Source organism: Hungatella sp. (genome assembly GCF_046966825.1).
The window spans coordinates 97,954-104,209 of record NZ_JBKVCZ010000004.1 but is presented as its reverse complement, the minus strand read 5'-3'; the positions used below and the strand labels follow the sequence as shown (position 1 = coordinate 104,209).

Annotated in this window: 6 protein-coding genes and 1 pseudogene; 2 read left to right on the top strand and 5 right to left on the bottom strand. The window is 49.7% G+C overall.

The genetic code is table 11. The annotated features are described in order from the left end of the window. Positions 1 to 194, bottom strand: a pseudogene (locus ACLTD4_RS02680) (DinB family protein); the annotation flags it as partial. Then, entirely contained in the window at positions 191 to 796 is a 606-nt protein-coding gene (locus tag ACLTD4_RS02675) for a TetR/AcrR family transcriptional regulator (protein WP_117634002.1), read from the bottom strand. The pseudogene ACLTD4_RS02680 and the gene ACLTD4_RS02675, both read right to left, overlap by 4 nt. 211 nt (positions 797 to 1,007) lie before the next feature. On the opposite strand from ACLTD4_RS02675, the gene ACLTD4_RS02670 reads away from it, so the two are divergent. Then, a complete protein-coding gene (locus ACLTD4_RS02670) occupies positions 1,008 to 1,526 on the top strand; it encodes an HXXEE domain-containing protein (RefSeq protein ID WP_055658862.1) in 519 nt (172 codons plus the stop codon). Continuing rightward, the gene (locus tag ACLTD4_RS02665; protein WP_055658860.1) at positions 1,504 to 2,748 is read left to right on the top strand and encodes an alpha/beta hydrolase family protein; all 1,245 of its coding nucleotides are present in this window, start codon (positions 1,504 to 1,506) and stop codon (positions 2,746 to 2,748) included. The genes ACLTD4_RS02670 and ACLTD4_RS02665 overlap by 23 nt, the downstream gene beginning before the upstream one ends. Before the next feature lie 115 nt (positions 2,749 to 2,863). Here ACLTD4_RS02665 and ACLTD4_RS02660 read toward each other — a convergent pair whose 3' ends face one another. From ACLTD4_RS02660 to ACLTD4_RS02650, 3 genes are all read right to left on the bottom strand, one after another. Next, positions 2,864 to 3,613, bottom strand: coding sequence for an IclR family transcriptional regulator (locus ACLTD4_RS02660; RefSeq protein WP_117634003.1), 750 nt, complete (start codon positions 3,611 to 3,613; stop codon positions 2,864 to 2,866). 131 nt (positions 3,614 to 3,744) lie between these two features. Next, a complete protein-coding gene (locus ACLTD4_RS02655) occupies positions 3,745 to 4,719 on the bottom strand; it encodes an ABC transporter permease (protein WP_002601379.1) in 975 nt (324 codons plus the stop codon). Beyond that, complete coding sequence (locus tag ACLTD4_RS02650; protein WP_002601380.1) at positions 4,700 to 6,247, bottom strand: sugar ABC transporter ATP-binding protein; 1,548 nt, start codon at positions 6,245 to 6,247, stop codon at positions 4,700 to 4,702. The genes ACLTD4_RS02655 and ACLTD4_RS02650 overlap by 20 nt, the downstream gene beginning before the upstream one ends. Positions 6,248 to 6,256 lie beyond the last annotated feature (9 nt).

Here is a 6,256-nt window from a genome sequence, read left to right as displayed (position 1 = left end):
GCATACTCCGGGTCCTCCAGGTCTCCGGTCAGCCGGTCCAGCTCATTCTCCTCGCCACCCGACACCTCCGAAAGATGCAGGGCGCCATGAAGCTCTGAAAACAGACGCCTGGCATCCTCCAGACGATCCGCCTTCCGTATCATCGTTCCCAGTTCCTTATGCATTTCCCCCAGTCCTGCTCCAAAATATTTCATAGCTTCTCCCCATGTTCTTTGCATTTATGTTCTAGCTGCCGGAACTCCTGCATTGCCAGAAGGATATTGCGTACAAAAGGCGGAACTATCTCCCGCACCGTATCATAGTCATGATTCAGGCACCATTTTAAGGACGACATGGTCAGGGCCGCGTAGGTTCCGGACAAATAATCCATCTGGCTGGCGTTGCCGATAAAGCCTGAACTGTAGGCAGCAATAAACCGGTGCTTTAAATAATCCGCCATCTCGTTCTCCAGCTGAACCTCATCCGTATGTATTTTCCACAGATTCAGAAATGCCTCCCGTTTATCATACAGCACCTCGTAAATCACATCGATAGTCTCATATACTTCCCTGTTCTGCGATGCCAGAAAACGATTTTCCAGCATATCCTGAAACTCCTGAAACATCCGGTCCGACAGCAGTCTGGCCAGATCGTATTTGTCCGAATAGTGTTTGTAAAAGGTGGACCGGTTGATCAGCGCCTCATCCAGTATATTCTGCACCGTGATCTCGGAAAAGGACTTCTTTTCCAGCAGCCGCAGAAATGACTCTTCTATATTCTTCTTCGTTTTAATCACACGCAAATCCTGCTGATTCATGCCATTTCCTCCTCGCTATGAGCACTTAGCGGGCGTCTTTTGACCGCTTACGTGCAAGAATAGCAGCCTGATACGAGCAGAATAGCACATTCTATATGGATAAGCAACTAATTGTCGCATTTTATTGCTTATCCAATCAGTTCCGTTCCATCTGGTGATTGAAACTTTTTTCCGGACTCCTTACAATCGGAGGGAAAGGAGATGATGATTTATGAAAGCAATTGTATGGCTGCTGCCGCTCCTGTTTATCCTCCACGATATGGAAGAGATCATTCTCGCCATCCCATGGAAAAACAGTGAGGCTCCCAAAAAACGATTTATTCGGGTACGCTTCGTCCCATTCGGCACATTTTTCAATACGGAAAGCTTCTCGATCGCTGTCTGCGAGGAGCTGCTGCTTCTGACCCTTGTATCGGCGTTCGGTTACTTTACGAGACACTATGAATTGTGGCTTGGCTTCCTGGCCGCCAATATCCTGCACCTCATTCTCATACACCTCATTGGAACGGCTCTTGTATACAGAAGTTACGTTCCGGGTGCCATTACCGCGCTGCTCACAATGATTCCCTGCTGTCTGATCTTTCTGGATGCCCTGCATCTGCTTCAATATCCAGTCTGGAAACTGATTCTGTCCGTGGCCGCCGGAACCGTAGTGGCTGCAGTCAATATGAAACTGCTTCATCGATGCGGGGAGGTGTTTACAGACTATGTTTCTTCATTTTTCCGATGATGAGCAGATGAACTTTCAGATCAACCGCGCGCTGATGTCCGTCCTCTCCGATCCTGCGCCGCCGTCGCAGACAGACGAAGAGGCCCGGATGCTAGCCGATCAAAATGCCCGGACACTGGCAGAGATAACGGCAGCGGCTTCCAAAATCACCGATATGGAAAGCTGGTCGGCCACCTGGTGGGCCGCAGCTGAAAAAGCCCGCACGGAGCAGCGTTTCAAATATGCAGCCGCTTATTACCGCATGGCAGAATTTTACCTCCCTGATACATCAGTCCGAAAAGAAGAGTGTTACAGGCTTTTCCGGGAGTGCTTTGACCTGGCATATAGGGAAGATTCCATGGAGAGGTTCGAAGTTCCCTATCAGAACACATATTTGCCTGCAATCCGCTTAAAAGCCAGACCGGGAAGTGCCCCTCATCTCTGTTCGTCAGACATTGTAAGTCCTCCTAACCTCCATTCGGCAGAAAATGAGCGGGGTGTTATCCTGATTCACGGCGGCTACGATTCCTTTATGGAAGAATTTTATCCGCTCCTAAAAGAATATCCGGATAAGGGCTATACCATCTTATTATTTGAAGGGCCGGGTCAGGGGCAGGCGAGAAAAAATGGCCTCGTCTTTACTTACGAGTGGGAAAAACCAGTAAAGGCCATTCTCGATTACTTTCATCTCAACAGTGTCGCAATTCTGGGAATATCCTGGGGCGGCTATCTGGCGCCGCGGGCGGCGGCATTTGACAAAAGAATTCATCGTGTAATATGCTGTGACATCTTTTACTGGGGGCTCGATCTTATTTTAAGCCGTCTCTCACCTTTAAAAGGAACTGTTCTCCGGCTGCTTTTATTAACCGGGAGGAGAGAACTTATCAATTCCCTGATACGGCGGAAAATGGAGTCTGACCTGGACCTAAACTGGAAAATAACGCATGGAATGTATATTACCGGTACCACAGCGCCTTATGATTTTTTGAAAAACATAGAATGCCACAGGCTTACAGACTGTATCAGTCTGGTTACCCAGGATGTCCTTCTTCTTGCCGGAGCATGCGACCAGTATGTGCCGGTTAAGAGAATGCGACAGATCGAGCGAAAATTGACTCACGCCTCCTCTGTCACCAGCCGGATATTTACGGCTTCGGAAGGCGGAGAACAGCACTGTCAGGTCGGTGGCTTTAATCTGGCACGTACAGAAATAGAAACGTTTCTTTCTTCCACAGTTACTTGAAATGCTGAGTATCCCGGAAATCTCCCACACACAAAAAAACCATAAGACGGGGAAACAGAATTTCCTGCTTCTCCGTCTTACTCTCTCATAAAAATTTCCTGTTATCTTTCGATCATCAGAGCAGTTCCACTTCCCGCCTGATCTTCTTAGCGGCCACCATCAGCCTTTTTCTGTATATCTCCAGATTTTCCGGCGACATCAAATCGATAGGACCGGAGATACCGATTCCGTAGCGGACACTGTTTAAGTAGCCGAATACGGGAACGGCAATACAACGGACACCGATAAACATCTCCTCGTCATCCACTGCATATCCCTGGCTCCGGATCTTCTCAAATTCCTCCAGAAGCTTAGCCTTCTCTGTAATCGTATGGACCGTGTAGCTGGTAAACTCATAATCCTCCAGAATCTCCTCCATCCGCTCCGGTGTGCGGTAGGCGAAAATGCATTTTCCCACAGATGAGGAATGGATCGGCTCGATCAGCCCTACCATGGCCGACATGGAGTAAGGCAGGTCGCTGACCACCTGGTCAATCACATAGACCATCCCCTTATTATAGGCGCATAAATGAACGCTCTGCCCCAGTTCCCGGCTGACTTCCAAAAGGACCGGCCGCGCGATATCGATGATCTGCAGTCTGCTGCGGAACCGTTCAGCCAGATGCAGCACCCGGAATCCAAGCTTGTATTTCCTCGTTTTTTTATCCAGCTGAACCATGTCGTGCTGGCGCAACGTTTCCATGATCCTGGAAGCCGTGCTCTTATCCACCTCCAGCTCCTTAGCCAGTTCCGTAACCGACACCAGATCATGCTTTGCCAGAATATTTAACGCATCCAGCCCGCGGTCCAATGACTGCAATACCATCCCTTCGCCCTCCTTTATCCAGCACTGCATTCATAATGCAAAGCTGTACTCGCGTGTGATTAAAAATTAGTACCAGTATACCACACCACTCCAGCATTTTTCCAGTCTGTAACCGTTTTTCAGCCGTATTCTTAACTTCGTCCGGACCGCTTTCTGTCGATTAATACCGCGACGACGATGATCGATCCTTTCACAACCTGTTTATAGAACGCCTCAACGCCCAGCAAATCCATACCGTTGTTGATCACACCGATAATCAGAGCGCCCAAAACCATATCGAATACCTTGCCGATGCCGCCTGTGAAGCTGACACCGCCGATGATACAGCCTGCGATGGCGTCCAGTTCATAGCCTACCCCCAGGTTGGGGGAAGCCGATTTCAGCCTGGAGGCCATGAGCGTACTGGCCAGTCCCAGCAGCGCGCCCTCTATTAAATACGCCTGGATCTTGATCTTATCCACGTTGATGCCGGCCACTCGGGCGGCGTCCTCATTGCCGCCTACCGCATAAACATAGCGGCCGATGGGGCGTTTCTTCATGACGAAATTCATCACGATGACCACGATAACAAACACGATGACTGACCACGGCAGAACGCCTCCGATGGAGGTAGAACCCAGATAGTTGAAGGAATCCGAAAAACTGCCGATAGGCATTCCATGAGCCAGGATAAGTGCAAGGCCCCTGGCGATGGATTGGGTGCCCATGGTAACGATAAATGCCGGGATTTTGCCCTTTGCCACGATGATTCCGTTAAATGCGCCGAACAGAACGCCGGTGGCGATTCCTACCGCATATCCGACAAAAGCCGGAAGTCCGTATCCCGCCACACTGCTCGATACCATGATTCCCGCCGTCACGCCGGACAGCGCGAACATGGAGCCGATCGACAAGTCGATGCAGTTCATGATGATCAGCACACCTACGCCGATGGTGGCGATGCCGATACAGGAAATCTGCTTCAGTATATTAATCATATTGCTGGCGCTTAAGAAATTCGGAGCAAATATGGATAAATACAAAAATATTATGACAAACCCAATGACGATACCATGATTATTGACAAACTCTTTTACACTCTGTTTTTCAGCTGTTTTCTCTGCCATGTTCTTCTCCCCCAATCTCCTTCTTGACCGCGTACTTCATCACTATACTCGGATCGGCCTCGTCCCTGTTTAAGATTCCGGTCACATGCCCCTCATTCAGCACCAGAATCCGGTCACTGATCCCCAGCACCTCCGGCAGCTCCGAGGAAACCATAATGATGGACTTCCCTTCGCAGGCCAGCGTGGACATCAGCCGGTGAATGTCGGACTTCGTCTTAATGTCGATTCCTCTCGTCGGCTCATCCAGGATAATAATATCCGGATCCGCGTTCAGCACGCGTGCCACGACCACCTTCTGCTGATTTCCCCCGGAAAGATTCGCGCAGAGCTGGTCGTCGCTGCTTCTCTTGATCTCCAGTTTATCCCCGAATTCCTTGCAGTACTTTGTCTCTAAAGACTTGTTAAGCGCCCCGTTTTTCAGACACTTGCGCAGTGCCGACATGAGGAGATTATCTCTGATCCCCAGCTTCAGCACCAGACCGTTTTTCTTTCTATCTTCAGGAACCATGATAATCCCCCGCCGGATGGCGTCCTCCGGGATTCGGTTCACAATTTTTTCTCCGTTTAAATAGATTTCTCCGCTGTCCGGCCTCCGGACACCCATGATCGTCTCTACGACCTCCGTTCTTCCGGCGCCCATGAGCCCTGCCAGTCCCAGGATTTCTCCCTTTCTCAGAGTAAAGCTCACATTTTCAAATTCCTTCGCCCTGGTTAAATTCTTCACTTCCAGAACGACGTCCCCGATCTTCGCCTGCTGCTTCGGATACATTTCGGAAATCTCACGGTCCACCATATATTTGATCATCTCGGCTTCCGTAATATCCTTCACCAGACCGGTATGGATAAAGCGTCCGTCTCTCAGAATCGTCACACGGTTGCAGACCCCGTATACCTCTTCCAGCTTATGGGAGATAAATACGATCGCCTTTCCCTGGTCGCATAACCGTCTCACCGTCTTCAGCAGATATTCAATCTCCGTCTGGCTCAGCGCCGAAGTCGGCTCGTCCATGATGATGACATCCGCATCGTAGGAAATTGCCTTTACAATCTCCACCAGCTGAAACTTTGCCACCGTTAAATCCGCCATCCTCGCTTTCGGGTCTAAGTCTACTCCCAGCCCCTCCAGCAGGCGCTTGGAATCCTCGTACATTTTCTGATAGTCCACACAGCCTGTCCTGGTCATCGGCTCCCGGCCCAGATAGATATTTTCCATTACCATCATGTACTTTACCTGGTTGAATTCCTGAAATATCATACTGATTCCGGCCTTCTTCGTGTCCATGACCGATTTAAAATGCACCTGTTTCCCCTTGTAGTAAATTTCCCCTTTTGTCGGCACATAGAGCCCAACCAGAATCTTCATCAGTGTGGATTTTCCGGCACCGTTTTCCCCCATCAGCGCATGCACCTCACCCCGTCTTAAGGTGATGGACACATCATCAAGTGCGTGCACGCCCTGGAAACGCATGTCTATATTTTTCATTTCCACTATGATTTCATGATTCTTCTCTTCCGTCTGATTAGCCATGCTGCCCCC